At 56.4% G+C, this 21,156-nt stretch carries 14 protein-coding genes; 8 read left to right on the top strand and 6 right to left on the bottom strand.

The annotated features are described in order from the left end of the window. Nucleotides 1–19: 19 nt before the first annotated feature. Nucleotides 20–706 carry a DUF2306 domain-containing protein gene (locus QJ48_RS06015; RefSeq protein ID WP_054972738.1) on the top strand — a complete coding sequence of 229 codons (687 nt, stop codon included), beginning with the start codon at nucleotides 20–22 and terminating at the stop codon, nucleotides 704–706. 251 nt (nucleotides 707–957) lie between these two features. Here the strand turns inward: QJ48_RS06015 and QJ48_RS06010 are convergent, their stop codons facing one another. Continuing rightward, nucleotides 958–3,564, bottom strand: a complete 2,607-nt coding sequence (locus QJ48_RS06010) for a LuxR C-terminal-related transcriptional regulator (RefSeq protein ID WP_054972737.1) — start codon at nucleotides 3,562–3,564, stop codon at nucleotides 958–960. A 78-nt stretch (nucleotides 3,565–3,642) separates the two neighbouring features. Then, nucleotides 3,643–5,904, bottom strand: a complete 2,262-nt coding sequence (locus QJ48_RS06005) for a helix-turn-helix domain-containing protein (RefSeq protein WP_054972736.1) — start codon at nucleotides 5,902–5,904, stop codon at nucleotides 3,643–3,645. Nucleotides 5,905–6,153: 249 nt separating this feature from the next. On the opposite strand from QJ48_RS06005, the gene QJ48_RS05995 reads away from it, so the two are divergent. Further along, nucleotides 6,154–11,589 (top strand): S-layer homology domain-containing protein, encoded by a 5,436-nt coding sequence (locus tag QJ48_RS05995; RefSeq protein WP_054972734.1) that lies wholly within the window; start codon nucleotides 6,154–6,156, stop codon nucleotides 11,587–11,589. A gap of 132 nt (nucleotides 11,590–11,721) precedes the next feature. Here QJ48_RS05995 and QJ48_RS05990 read toward each other — a convergent pair whose 3' ends face one another. Then, nucleotides 11,722–12,210, bottom strand: coding sequence for a DUF6022 family protein (locus QJ48_RS05990; protein WP_054972781.1), 489 nt, complete (start codon nucleotides 12,208–12,210; stop codon nucleotides 11,722–11,724). Between the two features lie 157 nt (nucleotides 12,211–12,367). Between QJ48_RS05990 and QJ48_RS05985 the strand changes: the two genes are divergently transcribed. Further along, nucleotides 12,368–13,069, top strand: a complete 702-nt coding sequence (locus QJ48_RS05985) for a MerR family DNA-binding transcriptional regulator (RefSeq protein ID WP_054972780.1) — start codon at nucleotides 12,368–12,370, stop codon at nucleotides 13,067–13,069. Nucleotides 13,070–13,142: 73 nt separating this feature from the next. Here QJ48_RS05985 and QJ48_RS05980 read toward each other — a convergent pair whose 3' ends face one another. Both QJ48_RS05980 and QJ48_RS05975 read right to left on the bottom strand, forming a co-directional pair. Next, nucleotides 13,143–13,580, bottom strand: a complete 438-nt coding sequence (locus QJ48_RS05980) for a DUF6843 domain-containing protein (protein WP_054972733.1) — start codon at nucleotides 13,578–13,580, stop codon at nucleotides 13,143–13,145. Further along, entirely contained in the window at nucleotides 13,574–14,479 is a 906-nt protein-coding gene (locus QJ48_RS05975) for a LysR family transcriptional regulator (protein ID WP_054972732.1), read from the bottom strand. The genes QJ48_RS05980 and QJ48_RS05975 overlap by 7 nt, the downstream gene beginning before the upstream one ends. Nucleotides 14,480–14,713: 234 nt before the next feature. Here QJ48_RS05975 and QJ48_RS05970 point away from each other — a divergent pair, with 234 nt between their 5' ends. The 5 genes from QJ48_RS05970 to QJ48_RS05950 are packed head-to-tail and all read left to right on the top strand — an operon-like array spanning nucleotide 14,714 to nucleotide 19,546. Beyond that, nucleotides 14,714–16,093, top strand: coding sequence for a GntP family permease (locus tag QJ48_RS05970; RefSeq protein ID WP_054972731.1), 1,380 nt, complete (start codon nucleotides 14,714–14,716; stop codon nucleotides 16,091–16,093). A 26-nt stretch (nucleotides 16,094–16,119) separates the two neighbouring features. Then, nucleotides 16,120–16,905 (top strand): 3-hydroxybutyrate dehydrogenase, encoded by a 786-nt coding sequence (locus tag QJ48_RS05965; protein ID WP_054972730.1) that lies wholly within the window; start codon nucleotides 16,120–16,122, stop codon nucleotides 16,903–16,905. A gap of 35 nt (nucleotides 16,906–16,940) precedes the next feature. Next, nucleotides 16,941–17,642 carry a CoA transferase subunit A gene (locus tag QJ48_RS05960; protein ID WP_054972729.1) on the top strand — a complete coding sequence of 234 codons (702 nt, stop codon included), beginning with the start codon at nucleotides 16,941–16,943 and terminating at the stop codon, nucleotides 17,640–17,642. Between the two features lie 16 nt (nucleotides 17,643–17,658). Next, nucleotides 17,659–18,318 (top strand): 3-oxoacid CoA-transferase subunit B, encoded by a 660-nt coding sequence (locus tag QJ48_RS05955; protein WP_054972728.1) that lies wholly within the window; start codon nucleotides 17,659–17,661, stop codon nucleotides 18,316–18,318. A 40-nt stretch (nucleotides 18,319–18,358) separates the two neighbouring features. Then, nucleotides 18,359–19,546 (top strand): acetyl-CoA C-acetyltransferase, encoded by a 1,188-nt coding sequence (locus QJ48_RS05950; protein ID WP_054972727.1) that lies wholly within the window; start codon nucleotides 18,359–18,361, stop codon nucleotides 19,544–19,546. 91 nt (nucleotides 19,547–19,637) lie between these two features. On the opposite strand, the gene QJ48_RS05945 is transcribed toward QJ48_RS05950, so the two are convergent. Then, nucleotides 19,638–21,062 (bottom strand): sugar porter family MFS transporter, encoded by a 1,425-nt coding sequence (locus QJ48_RS05945; protein WP_157261534.1) that lies wholly within the window; start codon nucleotides 21,060–21,062, stop codon nucleotides 19,638–19,640. Between the last annotated feature and the right edge of the window lie 94 nt (nucleotides 21,063–21,156).

The following is a 21,156-nucleotide window of genomic DNA, read 5'->3' as shown; positions in this document are numbered from 1 at the left end:
TGGAAAGGGGACAGTTCGCATGAGAAGGCTGCAAAGCAGAAGCAAATTGCTGTACCTGCTGATGATCGTCGTTGCCGTCGTCTATATGCTTTACGTGACGTACGTTAATTTCATTCATGACCCGCAGGCGGCTGAATTTCTGAGTCATAAAACCGGCTTGAAACGCCCCGTCGTTCTCCCGGTCTGGTTAAATGTGATGTATGTTCATATTGTTTTTGCCTGCATGGCCATGATCGCGGGGGCCATTAACTTTTCGACGAAAATATTGAGCAAGCATCGGAAGCTGCACCGGGTAAACGGCTACTTGTACCTGCTGTCCGTTGCGGTTGTGGTCCTCACTTCCGGTTATATGGCCCCTTACTCCACGGGAGGAAAAATCAACAGCATCGCGTTTAATGTGATGAATCTTATTTTTATGGGATTGACCGTCGCAGCGCTTGTGCAAATCAAACGAAAGCAGGTCGACAGCCACCGGAAATGGATGGTTCGCAGCTACGCTTTTTGCTTCACGAATCTATTCATCCATATGTTCACGTTTGTTCTTCATAACGGGCTCGGCGTCGAATATGCGCTCAGCTATACGCTGGGAGTTTACGGCGCGCTGGTGCTGAACTTCGTACTGGCCGAGTTCGTCATCCGCTGTATTTATACCAAAGCTGCGGCCATCGTGCCGCCGGGAAACAAGAAAGATAAGGTTATTGCTTGACGTTTGGCTATTTTGCCGGAAAACAAGACAAAGCACCATCCGACGGACGGTGCCTTGAGCTTGTAGAGAAAGTGGATTTTTACAAAAATAGAGATATAAACGGAGGTGGGGTATCTACTGGAGGAGCGATAGCGTTCGCCTTTGTCTGCGGGAAATACCCGCTGTTAAGCAAAGTTTCCCGCTGACAACAGCGACCGGAAGTAGATACCCCACCCATTCGTACACCTCTATTGGCCCATTTGACCACTTTCTCAACACTCTGAATCCTGCCGATCGAAAAGCCCCAGCTCCTGCGCCCGCAGCAGCGCTTGGGTGCGGGAGGAGACGCCCAGCTTCCCGTATATGCGGGACAGGTATACCTTCACCGTGCCTTCGCTTAATGCATGCTCCAGGGCAATCTGCTTGTTCGAGGCTCCTTGCCGAATGCCGTTCAGCATCCTCCATTCGCTTGGTGTCAGCGCCTCTACGAGCCCGGCGAAAGAGGGAACGGCAGGCGGATCGTCCGGCTGCGGAAACCATCCGAGCAGCTTGCCCGCATAGTCGGTCAAGCGCGTTTCCGGCTCTGACGCGCTTCGCTGCGCGACGTACTGCTGAAGCAGCCGCGCCATCGTCGGGCCTTCGTCGACAAAGCTGCGGATGTACGTGTAAGGCTCGGCGACGCTGAGCGCTTCGTGCAGAAAATCAAGCGCCTGACCCGACTGGCCGCGCTTCTGCTCCATCAACGCCTGCTGGATCGGAATCTCGATCATGCTGATCAAGCAGCCTTCCCTGCGGCCTTGCGGTTTCAGCTGTTCCAACAGACGAAGAGCTTCGTCTTCCTTGCTCATGGCTCCCAGCAGGCGGGTGGCGCTCAAAACCTCCATTTCCCGATTGTAGGTCGGCTTGCGGTCTAGCGGCAGCTGCAGCAGGGCGATCTGCCGGGCAGCCTCATCGATTTGGCCCTGCAATAAATGAATTCGCGCCCGGAACGCCCGGAGCGGGCGAACCCAATGGTATGCGGCATGTCGGGATGCGAAGTCGATCGCTTCATCCATCGTTTCTCCGGCGAGCGACAGACGGCCCTCGGCGATATCGATGCGGGCCTGCGTAATGCGGTTCGGCACGAACAAGCCGGGAATCTTTTTCGCCCGGGACACTTTCTCTACCTGCTCCGACAACTGACGGCTTTCCTCCAGGCAGTTCCACTCATACATCGACTCGGCCACCGTCTGCACGACATATTGATTGATCAGCGAATCTTTCCAGCCGCGGGCTTCGAGCATTTGCGTGAAACGTCTGCCGATCTTCCCCGCTTCGTCGGATAGGGCGCCTTTCAAACCGAAGGCGGTGCGGCGGACAAGAGGCTCCGATTCGTTGTAATTGAAATTGTAGAAGACCGGGTCTTCCGGCAGCAGCTCGTTCATCCGTTCGGCGAACGCATGCCACTGCTCGTATCTGCCGCTGGAAAACGACAGATTCGCTTTGACGAAAAACAATCCGCTGCGCACGTGGTCCCGGATTTCGGGAGCATATTCCCCGTTGGCGAGCCGAATCTCGACGTTTCGCATCTCGTCCTCGGCGCGTTCGAATTGTCCGGTCACGACCAGCAGAAAAGCATACAGCAAGTGCAGCTGAGGGGGCCAAGCCATACCGGCAGGGAAGCAGGCGAACCAGCTCAGCAAGGTGGCGAACTCTCCCCGCAGCAGCACCGTCAAAATGTGCTTGTCGAGGAGGGCCGAGGCGAGTGCGTAATCTTCAGCGGCAATCGCATGGTCGATCGCATCGTCGAGCATACCCCGCTCGGCAAAGCCAAGGCTCGCCAACCGGTTTAACCGGGTCCATTGCTCCGGGTGCTCGTGCCTCAGACGAGCGCGCAGAAATTCCGAGAAGACATGGTGATACCGGAACCATGTAAGACGGTCGTCCAGCGCAACGATGAACAGATTGCGGCTGCGGAGCTGCCCGAGAAGAAGACGGCTGTCGCCGCGAAGCGTCACCGTATCGCAGATGGAAGCGTCCATACGCTGCAGAACGGACGTTTGCAGCACGAACTCATACAGCTCTTCCGGCAGCCGGGAGAGCACCTCGTGAAACAAATAATCGGCAATGTTAAGATCGGTGCCAGAGAAGGCATGCACCAGCCGCTCGTAATCCGGGCGTTCCTGGAGCGAGAGGGAGACGAGCTGCAGGCCGGCGGCCCAGCCTTCCGTCACCCCGAGCACCTTGGTGATGTGGTCGGCAGACAAAGGAAGGTTCACGACTTCCCGGTAAAAAATCTCCGCCTCCTCGCTGGTAAACAGCATATGGGGCGCCGGAATATCCGTTCGCTCATCCCTGACCAGCCACTTGGCCGTCGAAAAGGGAAGCTCCGTCCGGCTCGCGATCAGCAAATGCACGTTATCCGGCAAAATATCGATCATATAGCTGACGCTTTCATGAATGCTTTTGTCGTACAGGCAGTGGTAGTCGTCCAGAATCAAGGCCGCAGGCCTGCCCAGCGAATGCAGTTCGTTCATCATGACATCGATCATGGTATCGATGGAGCCCTGCGGAAGCGTGTGCAGCACAGGCGCCATCAGCTCGGCGAAACCGGGGGCAACGGCGGCATCCACAGCGTGAACGACATAACGCCAGAAGCGGGCCAGATCGTTGTCCCTCTCGTCCAGCGATACCCAAGCGGCCGCTTGTTCGTTATGACGAACCCATTGGCAGAGAAGGGTCGTCTTGCCAAACCCCGGAGGGGCGCAGACGGTCGTAAGTCTTCCCTTCATGCCTTTGGAAATTTTGTGCAGAAGACGATCCCGCGCTACAAGCGTTTCGCGGGTAAGGGGCGGTGAAATTTTGCTTTTTAGCACGACGGGCTCTGAGTAGCGAATCATAATTCCTCCGCAGAACGGTTAAGTTGGTCTCTTATCCCATTATACTTGATTCGCTATGTTTAGTTCTATCTCCCTATCTCACGAAGTGCGCGCCATCGTTTGCGTTCTCCGGTATTCGCCGGGCGATTGTCCGGTGCGGTTTTTGAACATCCGGTTAAACGAGGAAATATTGCGGTAGCCGACCTGCTCGGCGATTTCCTGAATGTTCATGCCGGTTTCGAGCAGCAGCTCCCGCGCCTTCCGGACGCGGATGTCATGCAGATGGTCGGTAAAATTGACCCCGGTTTTCTCCTTAATATATGTGGAAACGTAGGCCGGCGTCAGGTTCAGCGATCCCGCCAGCGCCTCCAGCGAGAGGTCCTCCGCATAATGCCCTTGAAGCACGCCGAGCACGTGCTCGACGATCGGATCGGAAGCTTCCTTTTTCTCCTTGATGAATACGGTAACGGCGTTCAGGAACGCTTGCAGCGTGTCGCGATATTCCTTCAGCGTACAGCATTCCCCGAGCTGCTGGATCATCGGCTTCAGCCGCCAGGAGGTGCTTGCCTCCACTTTGTAATGCTCCACGATTTTTTGCGCCTGCGCCGAGACAGAGGAGGCGAATAACCGGAAACGCCGGACGCTCGCCTCGTCCCGGTCCAGCTCGTCCAGCCATTGTCCGACGAGCCGGACGGCTTCGGCTGCATTGGCCGCCTGCAGTGCGGCATTCAGCTCCTGCTCCTGCGTCAGCGTCAGCGCATAGACGGACGGATCGGTGCGGCACTCCAGCACGATCTGCATTTCCTCAAGCAGTCTCGCTTGCCGGGCCATCTCCTGCACCTGCTTGTAGGCGTGCCCGAGCTGGGCGGAATGCCCGAACCACGAGCTGACGGCCGCCGTGACAAGGCAATGGCGCCGGTCGCGGTCGAGCATCGGCTTCAGCTCCTCCAGCATCGCCACCAAGCGGTCCCGTTCGTTGCCCGGCACGACGGACAGGAATTGATGCGCCTCCATCCGGAACGTGTAGGAACCGGGGAAACGCTCGTCCGTCACCAGCTTGAGATGCTCGCCGATCGATTGGGCCGCGAGCTCCCGGTTGACCGGCATATCGACGAAAGCGGCGGAGCGGAAGCGAAGCTCGTAGAGCACGATGGTGAACGTCTCCGCATGATGCGGAATGCTGTGCCAGTCGCTCAGCTCGTGATTGATATTTTTCAATTTGGCGATATAGTCGTAGCCATTCAACACGGATTGCTGCTGCCGCAGCTCACCGAGGATCTCGTCTTTCTCCTTGAGCAGCGTCTGGATTTTATGGCCGATCAGATCGAATTCGTGGATTTGGCTATCTAGCGCCGTTTCGCCGGGATTCGAGATGGACGAGAGCAGCTCCCGGACCGGCTTATGGATTCGTTTGCTGAACAGGACCGACAGCACGAGACTGACGATGACCGCCGCCGCCATCACAAGCAGCATAAGCTTGTTCAGCCGGTTCGCCTCTTCCGCGAAGCTTAGGCCCGGAACGCTCAGGATGTACTGCAAGCCGTCCGCATCTTGTTGGCTGAAGTAGTAGTTCCCGTCCAGCACCGTATAATCCGGCCCGCCGCCGGCAGCCGGCAGCGCGGACAGCAGCCCGTCCGGCAGTACCGGTCCGCCGGTATCCGCCCGGTACAGGACGCGCCCGTCCGGTTCCAGAATGGTCAGGTTGAGGTTGGTCCGCTCTCCGGCAATCGCTTGCCGCAGCCGCTCAGCGTCGATCATGGCCACGACCAGGTAGCTCGCTGTCGGCGGTTTGATGGAATACGGAATGAGCGTTTTTTTCTCCGGATGCTCCGCCGGGTTAAAGAACGAAGCTGCCGGATGAATGACATAGTTCGGCTCGCGTTCGAACTGCGCTTTCCAATATGTGGAAGAATACGTTTCGCTCGTGAAGATGTCGGGGAACAGCCTTTCCTCTTCGGTGGCGCCCTTCTTGTCCACCAGCAGCGGAACCGGCTTGAACAGCAGCATCATATTGTCCAAATACAGCTCCGGCTCCCGTACCGTCACTTGAATGTCTTCCACAATCGCGCCGGTCTTGAACGAATCCTTCTGCGTCTTCGAGATGATGAGGCGGTTCAGCCGGGTCACGTCCTTGTCCGTATACTGCTTGTACAGGGCGTTCTTCACCCGTTCGAATTGGGAGTGGTACCGGTCCGCCGCATGGCGCAGCGTCAAACGGTTCTGCTCGATCCGTTCGCCGTGAAGGCGGTTTTTGACGAGCGAGAAGATGGCGACATCGACCAGTGCGAAAATGACGATCAGGATCATAAAGCTCGTTAATATTTTGCGGAATAAAGATTGGCGAACAAGCAAAGCAATCATGCGAACAGGCTCCTTTATCGTCTGGATGCTTCCTTATATTGTAGCGCAATACCGGCTTCCAAAGGTATGGGCACTTTTTTGGATCCTGCGCTTTTTTAATGATTTGGCGCTTCACAAAAGCTTAACGGGCGGATGCCAAGCGGTGCAAAGGATCGAAGAAGATGTGTATAGGCAGCTCGGACGCTCCCGGGTATAGTTCGATTTGGAAGATCGGAATCACCTACAAGACCAGACGGGAGTGTGCAAAGCGTGTTTAACAGGAAGTGGAAATCATGGGTTTCGGCGCTGACGGTGGGCGGTCTGCTGCTTGGACTGATGCCTCCGGGCGGATGGGGAACGCCGGCAGCGGAGGCGGCCGGTACGCCGGATTATGGCAAAGTGCCGAAGCTGCTTATTACGGAGCTTGTCCCCGACAGCTCGAATGTGGCGGGAAAAGCCGTCGATGCGTACGAGTTTATCGAGGTATACAACAATTCGAAGCAAACGGTGAACTTCAAGGACTACACGCTGGCCTACCTGGCCGGATCGAGCGAGACGGTATGGTCGGCGGTCTATAACAACGATATGCCGATTGCGCCTCAGCAGACGATCGTGCTGTGGGTCATGAACGCCGACAATACGAATGAACCGACGGCGGCATTCAATGCGAATTACGGCACGTCGCTGCAGGAAAACGTCAATGTGTTCCGCATCAATGGCGGCGGGGGCATGTCGAACAGTGCGCCCCGGAGCCTGCTCGTGAAGGATAAGAGCGGTAGCGTCCTCTCTTCGGCTTCGTACGAGAACGACGCCCAGACCGTCAAAGATATGGGCATCGTGTATCAATATCCGACGGACGGCAGCGTCAACATGACAATGAGCAGCGCGGGAACGACGGCGGCGTCGCCGGGCCGGGTAGAGGCTTTCCAGGTACCGGCGCTGACGCCGGACGACGTGCCGTCAGGCTCCGACCTGCAAATTAGCCATACGCCTCCTGCGGAAGCGTCGAATGCGGACGATTTGCCGATTTCGGCCGTATTTACAGGGAATCAGCAGACGGTAACCGCTGCGGTCTATTATAAAACCGGGTCGCAGTCGGCGTTCACTTCGCTGCCGATGGCTCCGGCTCCGGGCGGCGGCTATACGGCGAAAATTCCGCGGGAATCGCTGGCCGAATCCGTGCTGCAGTATTTTATTCAGGCGAAGGACGGGAGCCGGACGGTTACTTCGGAGACGTATACGGTAACGGTGAAGCTGCCCGACTTCGATGATTCGAAGCTGCCGCCGATCCTCGTGACCGAATTGCTGCCGAACAGCACGAACGTCGGAGGAGCGGACGGCTATGAATTTATCGAGATTTACAACAATACGGACCAGCCGATTAACTTTAAGGACTACAAGCTGTTCTACCGGTATACCGACTCGGGGCCGGACAGCGACGTGATCTGGCCGACGGACCGTGAGGACCTGATTCTTCAGCCGAAGAAGCCGTTCGTGTTCTGGGTCATCAACAGCCAAAATACGGCCAAAACCGTAGCGGATTTTAACGCGGCCTTCCAGACGAACCTCGTGGAAAATACGGACATCGTCAAAGTATACAGCGACGGGATGGCCAATGGCTCCAAGCGGGGCGCAGCCATCGGAACCAATACGCACGTCGACGTATCCGTCGCATATTATGACGGCTCGCTGCCGAACGAAACGAAAGAAAATTACGGCATCGTCTACAAGTACCCGATGGACGGTACGGGCACGATGATCAAGGCGAGCGCAGGATTGAAGCCGGCCAGTCCGGGAAGCTTGGAGCCGGGACAAGCGCCCGCGCAGTCGCTGATCGTAACCCCGGATACGTCGGTACCGACGGTGGCGAACCTGACCCAAGCGTCGCAAGTGGAGCAGTGGAGCAACCTGCCGCTTGTCGCCGATGCCAAGGACGACCGTCAGGTGCTGACGACGACGCTGTATTTCCGCTCCGACAAGCAGGCGGAGTATACGAAACGGTACCTGTATCAGGACTACAACGATAAAAAGTATCATTATACGGTGTATTCGCCCGACCTGATCGGCAAAACGTACATCGAATATTATTTCAAGGTGTCCGACGGGACGAACGAGACAACCTCTCCCGTATACCGGACGAACGTAACCGGCGGCATGAATCAGGCCGGGCTCCGGCTGAACGTGAAGGACGGGGAGCTCGTGTCCGGCAATCGGATCGTCAAGGCGGCAGCGGGGCAGTCCGGCCCGGATGCGGTGAAGCTGGCCATTGACGGTCAGGACCTGTCTTCCCAGACGTATGCTGCGATGGAGAGCGATGCTTATTTTGCTTTCGATGCGGCTTCGGTCGATTATTATTTCAAAAATGCCGTGACCGTCGGCCAAGAAATCATCTATACGTTCCAAGACCCGATCCCGACGTACCAGACCCTTTCGGTGCCGATCGGCGCAGACCGCTTGCGGGTAGGCAGCAACGTATTTTCGATCCGGGCGGGCTCGAAGTCTTCTCCGTTCGACGAGCGTCCGGAGGAGAACAAGGACGATTTCAACGTGAAAAACGTGCGGCTCGTGCTCGCAGACGGCACAGCGCTGTATGACCCGCAATATGCGAACAAGGAAAAAGAAATCAAGATGGGCGACAGCGACGGCCGTTTCGAGGCGCTCGATTTCCAATTCAATCTGGACGCCAATCAATTGAAGGCCAAAGCGTACGCTTGGGATACGAAGCAGCTGAGCGACGGCGTCCATCAAGTGACGGCCACCAGCGCGGTGTACGGTACGGTGACGGCCAACGTGACGGTTGACAACACCGCTCCGGTCATCGAGCCTTCGGTCGAAAGCGGCAAGGTGTACCGGGGAGCGATTACGCTCGATGCGAAGGTGACGGATGCGTTGACGGGCCTGAAAGCCGTCGAGGCGGTTTTGAACGGAAAGCCGGTTACGCTGCCGTATGCGACGACCTCTTCGCAGCTTGGCAAGGGGACGCATACGCTCGTGATCCGGGCGGCGGACAACGTGGGCAACAAGGCGGAGAGCACGGTCAGCTTCGAGGTACCGGAGGAGGATCCGCATAAGCCGACGGTTGTGGCGCCTGTCGACGGGCAGACCGGTGTCGATCCGAACGCCGTGCTGAAGGTGAAGGTCGCGGACCCGAACAACGACGCGATGAACGTGGCGTTCTATCGCGGGTTCCACTATGGCGGCAGCCATCGGGCCGGTTTGACCGCCAAGCGGGGCGCGGCGGATATCGAGCCGCCGAAGCAGCTGGAGCTGGCGGGGGAGAAGGCGTTCACCGAGGAAGACTACCGGAAGATCGGCGCTGTGGACGGCGACTATCTGATCGACGACTCGGTCGGTCAATTCCCGTACCATCGTTTCGAAGCGAAGCTGGACCCGTCCGTTCAAGTGACGGACCGCGTGAAGGTGGAGTGGCAGGGTAAATCGCTCGAAGGCCGCAAGGTCAGCTTGTACGGCTGGAGCCCGAAAGCGCAGCAGTGGACGATGCTCGACAGCAAGGTGGCGGGGGCGGAAGATTTTACATTGACCGCTACCGTAACCGCCGGGGAGTACAATACGAACGGCACGCTCCAATTGATCGTGCAGGACGAGCTTCCGGTATCGCAGCAGCCGTACGATTTTTCGTTCTTGTGGATGTCCGACACGCAGTATTACTCGGAAAGCTATCCGGAAATTTACCGGCGCAACGTGAAGTGGATTGCCGATAATCAGGACGCGATGAAAATCAAATACGTCGTCCATACCGGCGATATTGTGGATGAAGCGGACAAAGAGTACCAGTGGATCGAAGCGGACCAGAATATGAAGGTGTTGGAGGATGCGAAAGTTCCTTACGGCGTGCTTGCGGGCAATCATGACGTGTCCCATCAGCTGTCGGACTATACGCAGTACTGGAAATATTTTGGCGAGGACCGGTTCAAGAAGCAGCCGACCTTCGGCGGGTCTTATCAGAACAACCGCGGTCATTACGATCTGGTTTCCGCGGGCGGCAACGACTTTATTTTCGTCTACATGGGCTGGAACATCGGCGATGCCGAAATTCAGTGGATGGACGAGGTGCTGAAGCAGTACCCGGACCGCAGAGCGATTTTGAACTTCCATGAATTTTTGCTCGTCTCTGGCAACCGGGCCCCGATTGCGGATAAAATTTACGAGAAGGTCGTCGTCCCGAACAAAAACGTCATTGCCGTCTTGAGCGGCCACTATCACGATGCGGAAACGAAAATCGATCCGATCGACGACGACGGCGACGGCAAACCGGACCGCACCGTCTACCAGATGCTTGCGGATTATCAAGGAGCCGAAAAAGGCGGGCTCGGCTACATTCGCCTGCTGCAATTCGATGTAAACAAGAACAAAATTTACGTTAAAACGTATTCGCCGTATTTGGACGACTACAACTACTACGATCCGAAGGAGTATCCAGGCAAGGACGAGCTTGAGCTGGACGTAAACCTGACGCCGATGCAGAAGCGCGTGGCGACGGACTACATGAGCATCAGCGTGTATACGGACCAAGCCATCGGTCAGGCGGCTCAGGTGGCCGGAGGCCAGGAGGCATCCGTCGTTTGGAGCGGTCTGCAGCCGCAAAGCTACTACCAATGGTACGTGCAGGCAGCGGACAACAATAGCGGACAATCGCTGTCGGACATCTGGGGCTTCACGACGGGCGCTGCGCCGACGGACGGCACCACGGATAAAGCGGCTCCGGTATGGCCGGAGGGAAGCGCGCTGAAGGCGGCGGATGTGACGGATACGGCGGTAACGTTAAGCTGGAACGCCGCGGCGGACAATGTGGCGGTTACCGGCTACCGGATCAAGCACGGGGATCAAGAGCTGGTCAAGCTGCCCGGCGACAAGCTGTCGTACCGCATGACAGGTCTGAGCAGCGATACCCGCTATACGTTCCAAGTCGAGGCGGTAGACGCTGCGGGGAATTGGACGGCTGGTCCGAGCGTTACCGTGCGGACCGAAAGCTCGTCTTCGAGCGACGATGACAACAGTGGAGGCAGCAGCAACGGAAGTGGCAGCGGGGCCAGTCCGGGAACCCCGGCTAAACCGGAGCAGCCGAAGCCGGAGCAGCCGGCATCTCCGCAGCCGGGCAAGGAAACGCCAACGGCTCCGACGCCTGTACCGGCGGCAAATCCGTTCCGCGATGTGACGGAGAGCTACTCGTGGGCCAGCGAAGCGATTGCCGTGCTGGCTTCCAAAGGAATTATTCAAGGCACCTCCGACACGACGTTTGAGCCGGGCCAAAACATAACGAGAGCGGATTTTATCACCCTGTTGGTGCGTGCTCTTGGTTTGAAAGGCGACTTCGATTCCAACTTCAGCGATGTCAATCCGAGCGACTATTATTATCAAGCTCTCGGCATTGCGAAGAAGCTGGGCATTACCGACGGGGTGGGAGACAATAAATTCAACCCGAAAGAAAAAATATCGAGACAAGATTTGATGGTGCTTACGGCAAGAGCGCTGGACGTTTCCAAAAAGCTTGAAATTCGCGGAGCTGCGGCAGATCTGGCTTCCTATAGCGACAAAGCCGCCGTTTCTTCGTACGCAACGAACGGCGTAGCCGCTATGGTCAAAGCCGGTATCGTGGAAGGCAACGGCAGCGGACTGAATCCGCAGGGACAGGCGACAAGAGCCGAGACGGCCGTCATCCTGTACCGGATCTTCAAGAAGCTGTAATTCATCCTGTTAAAAATCTATATTAAATAAGGGGTTTCGCATACTAGACATATCTAATATGTGAAACCCCTTATTGTTAAACTATCGTTCTCTGTTTAATATTTCGTTGATCTTCAAACTTCTTTCCCCCCACTACTCCTTGAGTTGCCGAATCCCTTGAACGATCTGCTCCTTGACGCTCTCCCGTATCGTGTAAAACACCGGTGCTGAAGGGATATCAAACTTCAAATGAGAGTGGGGAATATCTGTCAGCAAAGTTCCAATCGGTTGACCTTGCTTATTTCGGACAACGTTCCAGAATACACGCGATCTGTTGTCTTCCGATCCCCATTTTTCAAGTGAGTTTCGAAAAATCAAGTTTTTGCCGATGACAAAATCGTCCTCCTCAAGGGTATCCGATACTTCGAATCCAGCCTCTTCCATCCTCTCAAATACAACTGGCATCAGTTGATCCAAGAAAAGACCATACGCTGCATCCTCGATTTCAAGAAAAGCAGCAGTCAATTGTACATACATCGACTCGTACAAGGCCCTCCATTCAGATGCAATGTATCGGTTGCCTTCCACACCGATTTCTTCGATCGTCATGTCATAATGGTAGGTTGGAAATTGTTTACTCATCATCATACACCTCTTTCTCAAATCTACTTTTATTCTATAACATACAAGCCAATTGAAAGGTTTACCGCAAAATGAGAAGGGAAAACAAATGTAATTCCAGAAAACCTTACAAGTAACTTTATTCTGATCTTTTTAGGGGAGAGATCGCGAGTTGACAATGCGTCCAAAAAAAATGGCGGCCACATTCAAGATTAGCGCCAGCACCTTACGGAATTACGAGGCCAAAGGCCTCATTCCTCCAGCAGAACGATCCGTCAATGGCTATCGTATTTATACGGACCTGCATGCAACATACTTGGCATGTATTCAAGCCATGGCTCCGGCTTTTGGGATGGAAGTGACAACCGAAGTGCTTCATTATCTTCGGCAGGACAAGACGCATGATGCTTTGTGGGTCATTAGGGAAAAGGAAGTCGCTTTATACGAGGACAAAGAGAAATTAGAGAAGTTGATCGAGGATATTCGACGACAAGTGAACGAAAATGCATCTCCATATGCAAAGGAACGCTTCACCATCCACGAAGTATCCGAGCTGACTCATGTACCTAAATCGACGATTCGCTACTGGGACCAAGCAGGTTATGTAACGGTGTACCGAGACCCTGAAAACCGTTATCGTTGTTACGATGGAGCTCATCTGCTAAAAGTCAGGTTGATCCAAGTGCTTCAAAACTCTGTTTATTCGGAGGAAACCGTAAAATTCAAACAATCAATCGCCACTACCGAACATACGGATCTGCAGATGCTCATGAAGATAGCTGAGAAAATCCGAACTTTCCAAGATAAGAGGATCGAGTCCCAAATGTGCGGGATATCTTGTTTATACAAGTTAATTCAATTGACAAAAGCACCGATCTAACTCGGACGGAATCAAGCGTTAATGGGGCCACCCGATTGATCCGCGGCGGCCCCGTGATTTGTTTTAGCCCGCTTCAATTGCGGCTTCTCTCCTCATTCCATTGCTGTTCCGTACCGACGAAAAAAACATTGACTGAGAGTTCTTCCGTGGTTCCCTTTGAGGTAAGAACGAATTTCGTTTTCATCGCCTGGGTGCGGATCATGTCAAGCTCAATTCTTTTACGGTTACCCTGCTCGTCGAGATAATAAAATTTCATTTCTCCCGATGTTGGCGAATCCGACGTATTCAAAATCCCCGTGCGAGGAATGAGATGGACATACTCCTTCCCCTCGCGAATTAGCGGTGGACTGCTTTCCTGCTCATATCTGATTTCGACCCATCCCGTATAACCGTCCGGCAATACATAAATGTGGCTTTTCTGATCGTTAATTCCGTAATTCCCGATAACAATTGCACCGATGGAGATTGCAAAAAAGACTACAAGATAGACCACATATAATTTTTTCAACAAACGGGCTCACCGCCAGCCGTGCCGGAGGTTTGCTCGACGAACCGGAGAAATTCGCGCATCGCGTAGGAAACATAGCGCTCTTTGTTCCAAATGACGACGAGATTCCACGGAATGGCCGGATTCGTCATCGGCAGCACCCGGACGTCCGGGTTCACGACTTTGGAACAGATCGCTTCGGGCAGCAGGGCGATGCCCAGTTCGGCAGCGACCATTTCCACAAGCAAATCCCATTGCGAGCTTTCGTGCGCGATGAGCGGATGAAAGCCGGCCTGGTGGCACGCTTCGAGCACGTGATGGCGGACGCCGAAGCCTTTGGCGAACATGAGGAACGGCTCCCGGCTCAGGTCGGCCAGCTTCACAGGGGGATTCTCCGCCAGCGGGTGCGAACGGTGGAGCACCAGCGCCAAGTGCTGCCGGATAAAGGGCATCGTCCCGAAGCCGGCTTCCTCGTCGGGAGAAATGACGACGCCCAAATCGATCGACCCGTTCAGGACCCGCTGCTCGACGCTTTTGGCGCCTTCTTCGACCATCTCGAATTGGAGACGGGGGTACAGCTTCTGAAACGGCGCGACGACGCGCGGGAAAAAAACGGAGCTGATCACGGGAGGCAGTCCGATCGTGAGCGTTCCGGTCTTGAGCTGGGAAACGTCGTCCAGCGTAATATACAGATCGTTCACCGCTTGAAGGATATGATGGATTTGCTGGATCGCCGCGCTGCCCGCATCGGTTAATTTGACCTGCTTGCCCGACCGATCGAACAACGTAACGCCCAGCTCTTCTTCCATGCTCCGGACCAGCTTGCTTAACGTCGGCTGCGTCATATGAAGCGCTTCCGCAGCTTTGGTGAAATTTTGCAGCTTGGCGACCTCAAGAAGATAAGTCAAATTTCGCAAATCCAAAAAACTCATCCCCACCTATAATTTTTTGGCATCGTTGTTATTCGATGTATGAATTTTACCTCGTGACGTTCCTCATTGTAAACTGGAATAGCCGCGAGAACTTCCAATTTCGGGATGCAAAATTTCCAGAACAACACAGCTTCGGCAAACCGGTGCTTTGAGGTTTTGTAATCGCTATCTTTGGAAGGGTTTGCAATGTATTCATCTTAGAGAAGAAAAGAGGACAAGCGCGAGATGATCATCGAAGTTCTGGCCATTGTGTTCGCTTTGGGATTGCTCATGTTTTTTGCTTACCGGGGCTATCCGGTCATTGTATTTGCTCCGATTTTCACCTTGCTGGCCGTCGTCATCTCGGGCAATGCGCTCATGCCCAGCTATACGGAAACGTATATGACGAACGCGGCCAACTATGTAAAAAACTTTTTCCCCATATTTCTGCTGGGGGCTATTTTCGGTAAAGTGATGGAAATGAACGGGGCGGCGGCTTCCATTGCGCAGTCCATCGTGCGGGCGCTCGGCTCGAAGCGGGCGATTCTGTCCGTTATCCTGGCCTGTGCGGTGCTAACGTACGGCGGCGTATCGTTGTTCGTGGTCGCGTTTGCGGTGTATCCGTTTGCCGTGGCGATTTTCCGTGAAGCGAACGTGCCGAAACGGTTAATTCCGGGGACAATCGCGCTTGGCGCGTTTACGTTTACGATGGATGCGCTGCCGGGCACGCCGCAAATTCAAAATATTATTCCGACCAGCTATTTCGGGACGGACGCTTATGCCGCGCCGGTTGTCGGGATCGTCGGTAGTCTGATGGTGTTTTTCGGAGGGCTCTGGTGGCTGGAACGCCGGCGCAAGCAGGCCGAAGCTGCCGGGGAAGGGTACGGAACGGATCATAAGAACGAGCCGGAGCTGCTGGAAAATCAGACGTATCCGAGCCTGTGGATCTCCGTGCTGCCGCTGCTGCTCGTGCTCGTCTTCAACTATTTGCTCAGCCGCGGCTTTTTGGACGTAACGACCTGGTACAACGCGGAGCTGCTGAAATCGTTTAATATCGCCAATGTGAAAACGGTTGCATCATCTTGGGCGCTCATTATCGCGCTGTGTATCGGTATCGTCAGCGCCCTGTGCATTAATATTCGCCATGTGCAGAGCAAGCTGGCGGCCGGACTGACGGCGGCGGCGATGGGGTCGCTGCTGGCGATTTTCAATACCGCCTCGGAGGTCGGCTTCGGGAACGTGGTCAAAACGCTGCCCGGCTTTAAGTTGATTCAGAACTGGATTATGGGGATAAGCTCGCAGCCGCTCATCTCCGAAGCGATATCGGTAAACATCCTCGCGGGCGTAACCGGCTCGGCCTCCGGCGGATTGTCCATCGCGCTCGAAGTGATGGGCAAAACGTACCTGGCCGCGGCTCAAGCGGCGGGCATCAGCCCGGAGCTGCTGCACCGGATCGCGTCCATGGCCTCCGGGGGCATGGATACGCTGCCTCATAACGGCGCGGTGATCACGCTGCTGGCGATTACCGGCTTGACGCATCGCCAATCGTACAAGGACATTTTTGCGGTTACCGTGCTGAAAACGTTGACCGTGCTCATTTTGGCCGTGATCTTCTCGTACATTTAATTACATACCCAGCGGAGGGATGGACTATGGGAAATTTCTTAACGAATAAAGTCGCGTTAATTACGGGGGCCGCCAGCGGCATCGGCCTGGAAATGGCCCGCACCTTTGCGAAGGAAGGGGCCCGCGTGATCGTCTCCGACATGCACGGGGACAAAGCGGAGAGCGCGGCGGAAGAGCTGCGCAGCTCAGGCCATGAAGCGATGGGCGTGAGCCTCGACGTGACGCGGGAGAGCGATTTTGCCGCTGCGGTCGAAGCGGCCCGCGGCGCTTACGGGAGACTGGACATTCTAGTCAACAATGCGGGCCTGCAGCATGTCGCGCCGATCGAGGATTTTCCGGTGGAGAAATTCGACTTCATGCTGAGGGTGATGCTGACCGGCGCTTTTATCGGGATCAAGCACGCGTTTCCGATCATGAAAGAGCAGGGCTGGGGCCGCATTATCAATATGGCCTCCATCAACGGAGTGATCGGCTTCGCGGGCAAAGCCGCCTATAACAGCGCCAAGCACGGGCTGATCGGCCTCACGAAGGTCGCGGCCCTGGAAGGGGCGGCGCACGGCATTACCGTCAATGCGCTGTGCCCGGGCTACGTCGATACGCCGCTCGTTCGCGGTCAGCTGAACGACTTGGCGAAGACCCGTCAGGTGCCGCTGGAGCGGGTGCTGGAAGAGGTCATTTACCCGCTCGTCCCGCAAAAGCGGCTGCTATCGGTCGAAGAAATCGCCGAATTCGCCGCGCTGATCGCCAGCGACAAAATGAAGGGCGTCACCGGAGCATCGCTGCTGATCGACGGAGGCTACACCGCGCAATAAACCATAATTCACCGGATTTTAGAGGAGGAGAGGACATGGGCACAAGTAAAGTAATGGGCTCCATGGCGGAAGCCGTACGGGATATTCAAGACGGAGCCGTGCTGATCGTCGGCGGCTTCGGGCTGTGCGGCATTCCGGAGCATCTGATCGCGGCATTGAAGGAGCAGGGGACGAAGGATTTGACCGTCGTCAGTAACAACTGCGGCGTCGACGACTGGGGGCTGGGGCTGCTGCTGGCCAACCGGCAAATCAAGAAAATGGTGTCCTCCTACGTGGGGGAGAACAAAACGTTCGAGAAGCAGTTCTTGAGCGGAGAGCTGGAGGTCGAGCTGGTGCCGCAGGGCTCGCTCGCGGAACGGATTCGGGCAGGCGGCGCGGGGATTCCCGGCTTTTACACGGCGACCGGCGTTGGGACTCCGGTTGCGGAAGGCAAGGAGCACAAGACGTTCGACGGGCGGACATACCTGCTGGAGCGGGCGATTGTCGGGGATTTTGCGCTGGTCAAAGCTTGGAAGGCCGATCCGATGGGGAATCTCGTCTTCCGCAAGACGTCCCGCAATTTCAATCCGATGGCCGCCGCGGCAGGCAAAATTACGATTGCGGAAGCGGAAGAGATCGTAGGCGTCGGGGAGCTGGACCCGGACGAGATTCATACGCCGGGCATTTATGTGCAGCGCGTTGTACGGGGCGGAAGCTACGAGAAACGGATCGAGCGGTTAACGGTCCGCAGCGTGTAAAAGAGGAGGGTTCCACATGAGCGATAGCCGAACCAGAATTGTGAAACGGGCCGTTCAGGAAATTCAGGACGGCATGTATGTGAATTTGGGCATCGGGATGCCGACGCTGGTCGCCGACGAAATTCCGGCCGAGCTGAGCGTCATGCTGCACTCGGAGAACGGGCTGCTGGGGATCGGACCGTACCCGAAGCAGGGCGAGGAAGATCCGGACTTGATCAATGCCGGGAAAGAAACGGTCACGGCGATCCCGGGCGCTTCGTATTTCGATAGCGCGGAATCGTTCGCGATGATTCGCGGCGGCCATATCGATCTGGCGATTTTGGGCGGGATGGAAGTATCCGAAGCGGGCGATCTGGCCAACTGGATGATTCCCGGCAAGATGGTCAAAGGCATGGGCGGCGCGATGGATCTCGTAAACGGAGCCAAGCGGATCGTCGTCATTATGGAGCATGTCAACAAGCACGGGGAAGCCAAAGTGAAAAAGGAATGCACGCTCCCGCTGACCGGCCAAGGCGTCGTGCACCGGCTCATTACGGACCTCGCCGTCTTCGACTTTACGGCTCAAGGAATGGTGCTGGTCGAATTGCTGGGCGGCGCAGGGCTGGACGAGGTGCGGGCGAAAACAGAAGCTTCGTTTACGGTCGATCCCCGGCTGGCGGAGGAATTGGGCGCTTAAATTATAAATGTCAGTTTAACAAAGCTTTGAGGAGGTTCACATGAATAACGATGCGGTGATCGTAAGCGCCGTCCGTACGGCGATCGGCGGGTTTCAAGGAGCGCTGTCGGGCATTCCCGCCACGGAGCTCGGCAGCCTCGTGATCAAGAATGCGCTGGAGCGGGCGGGCGTCAGCGAGGAGCAGGTCGATGAGGTGATCATGGGCAACGTGCTGCAGGCGGGACTCGGACAAAATCCGGCGCGCCAGGCGTGGCTGAAAGGCGGCTTTTCCCATACGGTGCCTGCGGTAACGGTGAACAAGGTGTGCGGTTCCGGCCTCAAGGCCGTCATGCTGGCGGCGCAAAGCGTGCGGCTGGGCGATGCGGATATCGTCGTGGCGGGCGGAATGGAAAATATGAGCCAAGCGCCGTACTTGCTGGAAGGCGCCCGCTCGGGCCTTCGCATGGGCGACGGGAAGCTGGTCGATTCGATGGTCCGGGACGGACTGTGGTGCGCCATGTGCGATATCCATATGGGGATCACGGCGGAAAATATCGCGGACCGGTATGAACTTACCCGTGCAGAGCAGGACGAATTTGCCGCTTGGAGCCAGCAGAAAGCGGAGCAGGCGATCCAGTCGGGACGTTTTCGGGACGAAATCGTCCCCGTATCGATTCCACAGCGAAAAGGCGATCCGGTCGTCTTCGATACCGACGAGCATCCTCGCTACGGTACGACGGCGGAGACGCTCGGCAAGCTTCGCCCTTCGTTCCGCAAGGACGGAACCGTGACCGCGGGGAACGCGTCGGGCATCAACGACGGAGCGGCCGCGCTGGTCGTCATGTCGGCGGCCAGGGCAGCGCAGCTCGGACTGAAGCCGCTGGCAAGGATTAAAGGCTATGCGCACGCGGCGTTGGACCCTTCGGTCATGGGACTGGGGCCTGTGGATGCGGTCCGCAAGCTGCTTGGCAAAACCGGCGTGTCGATGGACGACATCGACCTGCTGGAGCTGAACGAAGCGTTCGCCGCCCAATCGCTTGCGGTCGGACGGGACCTCGGCGTGCCGCGGGAGAAGCTGAACGTGAACGGCGGCGCCATCGCGCTCGGCCATCCGATCGGCGCCAGCGGTGCCCGCGTGCTCGTCACGCTGCTCCATGAGCTGAGCAAACGCGACGGGAAGCTTGGCCTCGCGGCGCTATGTATCGGCGGAGGGCAAGGGGTTGCGATGTTGGTGGAGCGGGAGGCGTAACGGCTAACGCGATATTTGTACGTAAAAAGAGGAGCGCGCAGGGGAGCGGCTCCTCTTTTTCGTAGGATGTGATTTTTTTGGCAAAACCTGTTCAATCGACCGCTGCAGCCAGAGCCGGTTGGTCGCTTGGCTCGGATTTTGCTTTGGCAGACCAGACGGCTTCGATTTCCTCCAGCGATTTTCCTTTCGTCTCGGGTACGACGCGCCAAGTGAACAGGAACGTAACGAGCGACAGCACGCCGAAAATCCAGAAGGTCATCGCAGGTCCCGCGGTATTCAGCATCGGCGGGAACGACTGGGACACGATATAATCGGCTGCCCAGAGCGACATGGAAGCGATCGCCGTCGCCCGGCCGCGGATGCGGTTCGGGAAAATTTCGGACAGCAGCACCCAGACGACCGGACCGAGCGAGATCGCGAAGGCGGCGACATAGACCAAAATAAAGACCAGCACCAGCGGACCCGATGTCTGCCCGCTATGGAATGCAATGCCGATGACCAGCAGAGAGACGGTCATCAAGGCCGAGCCGACCAGCAGCAGCGCTTTGCGCCCCGCTTTATCGATCAGCCACAGAGCCAGAATCGTGAACAGGAAGTTAATCAGTCCGACCAAAATGGTCTGGACCAGCGAAGCGTTCGTCCCGGCACCGGCTTCTTTGAAAATTTCCGGGGCATAATACATGATGGCGTTAATTCCCGTCACCTGCTGCAGCACGGCCAGCACCACGCCGACGAGTAATGCTGTGCGCAGCCCGGGGCTGAACAACTGGCGAAGCGAGGCGTTTTCCTGCTTGAACGATTCCTTGATGTCGAGCACTTCCTGCCGGGCCAGATCGTCGCCGTGAATTTTCAGCAGGATCGGCAGCGCTTCGACCGGTCTTCCCTGCTTGATCAGCCAGCGGGGGCTCTCCGGGACGAAAAACAGCAGCACGAGGAACAGTGCTCCGGGAAGTACTCCGACGCCGAACATCCAGCGCCAGCCGGTGGCGATATTCCAGGCATCGTCGCTGTAACCGGCAATGCCCGAGTTGACAAAGTAAACGAGGAAAATACCGGTCACAGTGGCAAACTGGTTCAGCGCCACCAGACGGCCGCGGTACCGGGCGGGAGCAATTTCCGCGTTATACAGCGGGCATAGGGTAGAGGTGATGCCGATCCCGATGCCTCCGATCATCCGGGCAATAATGTAGCCCGTGAACGTATCCGGGACGGCGGAGCCGGCCGAGCCGATAATGAACAGCGCCGCTGCGGCAATCAGCACTTTTTTTCGGCCGAACCTGTCGCTCAGCATGCCGGAAACGGCGGCCCCGGCAATGCACCCAATAATCAGACTGGAGACGGCCCAACCGACCTCCAGTTCGTTTAAATCGAAGCGCTGCTTCATAAAACCGATTGCGCCCGATACGACAGCCGTATCAAAGCCGAACAATAAGCCGCCTAAAGCGGCAACGATAGAAACAAGCGTGACGAACTTCATGCTGACTTGTCCATTTTGCGTGGTGGGAATGGTGCTCATGATTCATTCTCCTTTCCGTGAATCCGGAAGTGGGTTCATTATATCACGCGAGCCGGCGCGGCTAGCCGGCAATCACCCGCACTTATTTGTGCTC

The organism is Paenibacillus sp. A3 (genome assembly GCF_001399685.1).
Classification (GTDB): Bacteria; Bacillota; Bacilli; order Paenibacillales; family NBRC-103111; genus Paenibacillus_G.
Note: the sequence above shows the minus strand (reverse complement) of the source record. Positions and strands in the feature narration are given on the sequence as shown.

Bases quoted from the DNA above. Each gene is read 5' to 3' on its own strand.
- QJ48_RS06015 (WP_054972738.1), top strand. From the start codon at position 20: ATGAGAAGGCTGCAAAGCAGAAGCAAATTGCTGTACCTGCTGATGATC.
- QJ48_RS06010 (WP_054972737.1), bottom strand. From the start codon at position 3,564: ATGATTCGCTACTCAGAGCCCGTCGTGCTAAAAAGCAAAATTTCACCG.
- QJ48_RS06005 (WP_054972736.1), bottom strand. From the start codon at position 5,904: ATGATTGCTTTGCTTGTTCGCCAATCTTTATTCCGCAAAATATTAACG.
- QJ48_RS05990 (WP_054972781.1), bottom strand. From the start codon at position 12,210: ATGAGTAAACAATTTCCAACCTACCATTATGACATGACGATCGAAGAA.
- QJ48_RS05985 (WP_054972780.1), top strand. From the start codon at position 12,368: ATGCGTCCAAAAAAAATGGCGGCCACATTCAAGATTAGCGCCAGCACC.
- QJ48_RS05970 (WP_054972731.1), top strand. From the start codon at position 14,714: ATGATCATCGAAGTTCTGGCCATTGTGTTCGCTTTGGGATTGCTCATG.
- QJ48_RS05965 (WP_054972730.1), top strand. From the start codon at position 16,120: ATGGGAAATTTCTTAACGAATAAAGTCGCGTTAATTACGGGGGCCGCC.
- QJ48_RS05960 (WP_054972729.1), top strand. From the start codon at position 16,941: ATGGGCACAAGTAAAGTAATGGGCTCCATGGCGGAAGCCGTACGGGAT.
- QJ48_RS05955 (WP_054972728.1), top strand. From the start codon at position 17,659: ATGAGCGATAGCCGAACCAGAATTGTGAAACGGGCCGTTCAGGAAATT.
- QJ48_RS05950 (WP_054972727.1), top strand. From the start codon at position 18,359: ATGAATAACGATGCGGTGATCGTAAGCGCCGTCCGTACGGCGATCGGC.
- QJ48_RS05945 (WP_157261534.1), bottom strand. From the start codon at position 21,062: ATGAGCACCATTCCCACCACGCAAAATGGACAAGTCAGCATGAAGTTC.